The sequence below is a fragment of the Mesorhizobium sp. M4A.F.Ca.ET.020.02.1.1 genome (assembly GCF_004022645.1).
Lineage (GTDB): Bacteria > Pseudomonadota > Alphaproteobacteria > Rhizobiales > Rhizobiaceae > Mesorhizobium.
In genome coordinates this window covers 1-1896 of the sequence record NZ_RZOI01000956.1, presented here as the reverse complement: position 1 = coordinate 1896, position 1896 = coordinate 1, and the positions used below count along the sequence as shown (strand labels likewise).

The following is a 1896-nucleotide window of genomic DNA, read 5'->3' as shown; positions in this document are numbered from 1 at the left end:
GCGGTAGAAGGCGGCGACCGGGCCGGAATCCCACGGCATCGCATAGGCCTTCTCGCCGACCTCGAGCTCGGTGCGCTTGAAATCGGGGAATTTCTTCTGGTCCTCGGCGGTGTAGCCCAGCGTATGCAGGTCGACGAAGCAGTCGGGGAACTGGCTCCAGTAGTTCTCGGCCTCGCCATTCTCGATCGAGACGATGTCCGGCAGACCGACGCCGCCGGCGGCGCAGCCGGCAATCGACTTGTCATAGGTCGGCTGGTTGCCGAGATCCTCGACGGTCACCTTGATGTCGGGGTATTTCTTGTTGAAGCCGGCGACGGTGGCCTTCAGCGACGAAGCCGCGATGTTCCAGCTCCAGATCGTGATTTCGCCGGATTGCGCCATGGCCGGGCCGGAGCCCAGGGCAAGCGCGAGCGCGGCGCAGGTCAGTGTGGTGCGCATTGAACTCCTCCCATTTCATTTGCTCTCTCACAGTGAGCGTGGCTAGATTATGCGGCGCGGAAGGCTTGTCCCGGACAAAGGGAAAAGAAAATTGGCGGAAAGTAAGATGCCGGAACGGCCGTTCTACCAGCCTGGCGCCAGCAGCGTGGAAGGCATGCCGCTGATGCTGCAGATGTTCCACACACAGCCGCTGGTTATGCTCAAGCCGCATTGGCACGCGCAGGTGGAAGTCAATTTCATCGTGCGCGGCAGCGTGCACTACTTGATGAATGATCACGAGATCTCGCTGTCGGCCGGCGAGATGTGCCTGTTCTGGGGCGGCCTGCCGCACCAGATGGACGATCTCAGTGACGATGCCGTCTATGCCGGGGCGCATTTGCCGCTGGTGCATTTCTTCCGGCTGCATCTACCCACCGATGTCCGGCACCGGCTGATGACGGGCGCCACGCTGGTGACGTCGGCCACCGACCAGGCCGACAACCACAATTTCGAGCGCTGGAACAGCTACGCCCGCTCGGGCGACGCGGCCAAAGCCGAGCATGCGGTGAACGAGCTGCTGCTGCGGCTGGAGCGGGTGCGGTTCGAACCCTACCGGCTTGTTTCGAGGGTTCCCGCCGCACATTCGGCGGGCAGCCCCTTCGACCAGCAGTCGTCGCGCAACGTCGGGCGCATGTGCGACTTCATCGCCGAGAATTTCCTCTATGAGATCGACTGCGTCGACATAGCGGCTGTCGTCGACATCCATCCGAAATACGCCATGAGCATCTTCAAGAAGTCGACCGGGATGACGCTCAACGAGTATGTCAACCTGCTGCGGCTGAGCTATGCGCAGGCGCTCTTGATGCATGAGGACGCCAACGTGCTGCGCGTCGCCATGGATTCGGGCTTCGGCTCGCTCAGCGCCTTCAACAAGTCGTTCCGCAAGCTCGCCGGCATGTCGCCCTCCGATTTCCGCAGGGCGGGTGTCAAATAGCGGACGTCCCGCCAGTGTGCCGCGTGTTCCGATTGGCAAGCCGCCCTCGTTGATGTGGCGGTGATCTGGGCGAGTGCCACAAGCCTTTTACGGATTGACATCCGCCAAACTCCCGCACTAACCTGTTGCGTAATCGGTTACGTAACCGATTACGGCTCAATCAAGTGGAGGAAAACATGAGCAAGGATCCAAACGCGCTTGGTCTCGACCTGGGCCAGTTCTCGCGTCGTCAGTTCCTCAAAAGCAGCGCATTGGCCGCGGGCGCCCTGGCGCTGCCGCTCGGCCCGGCGCTCGCCGCCGACAAGCCCAAGGTCGGCCTGGTCATGAAGTCGCTCGCCAACGAGTTCTTCAAGCAGATGCAGGCTGGAGCCGAGGAGTACGCGGCCAAGAACAAGGACAAGTTCGATTTCGCCGCCGTCGGCATGAAGGACGAGCGCGACTTCGCCGCGCAGGTCGATGCCATCGAGAATTTTATCACCCAGAAC

3 protein-coding genes are annotated in these 1896 nt (G+C 61.8%); 2 read left to right on the top strand and 1 reads right to left on the bottom strand.

The genetic code is table 11. The features are described 5' to 3' along the window. Nucleotides 1–438 (bottom strand): ABC transporter substrate-binding protein (locus EN742_RS33575; RefSeq protein WP_148670461.1); only part of this gene is annotated, 438 nt, incomplete at its 3' end. Nucleotides 439–544: 106 nt separating this feature from the next. On the opposite strand from EN742_RS33575, the gene EN742_RS33570 reads away from it, so the two are divergent. Together EN742_RS33570 and EN742_RS33565 are read left to right on the top strand one after the other, a co-directional pair. Further along, the gene (locus EN742_RS33570; protein WP_126057347.1) at nt 545–1411 is read left to right on the top strand and encodes a helix-turn-helix domain-containing protein; all 867 of its coding nucleotides are present in this window, start codon (nt 545–547) and stop codon (nt 1409–1411) included. A 176-nt stretch (nt 1412–1587) separates the two neighbouring features. Continuing rightward, nucleotides 1588–1896: twin-arginine translocation signal domain-containing protein (locus tag EN742_RS33565; protein WP_128333807.1), on the top strand; the 309-nt coding region annotated here is incomplete at its 3' end.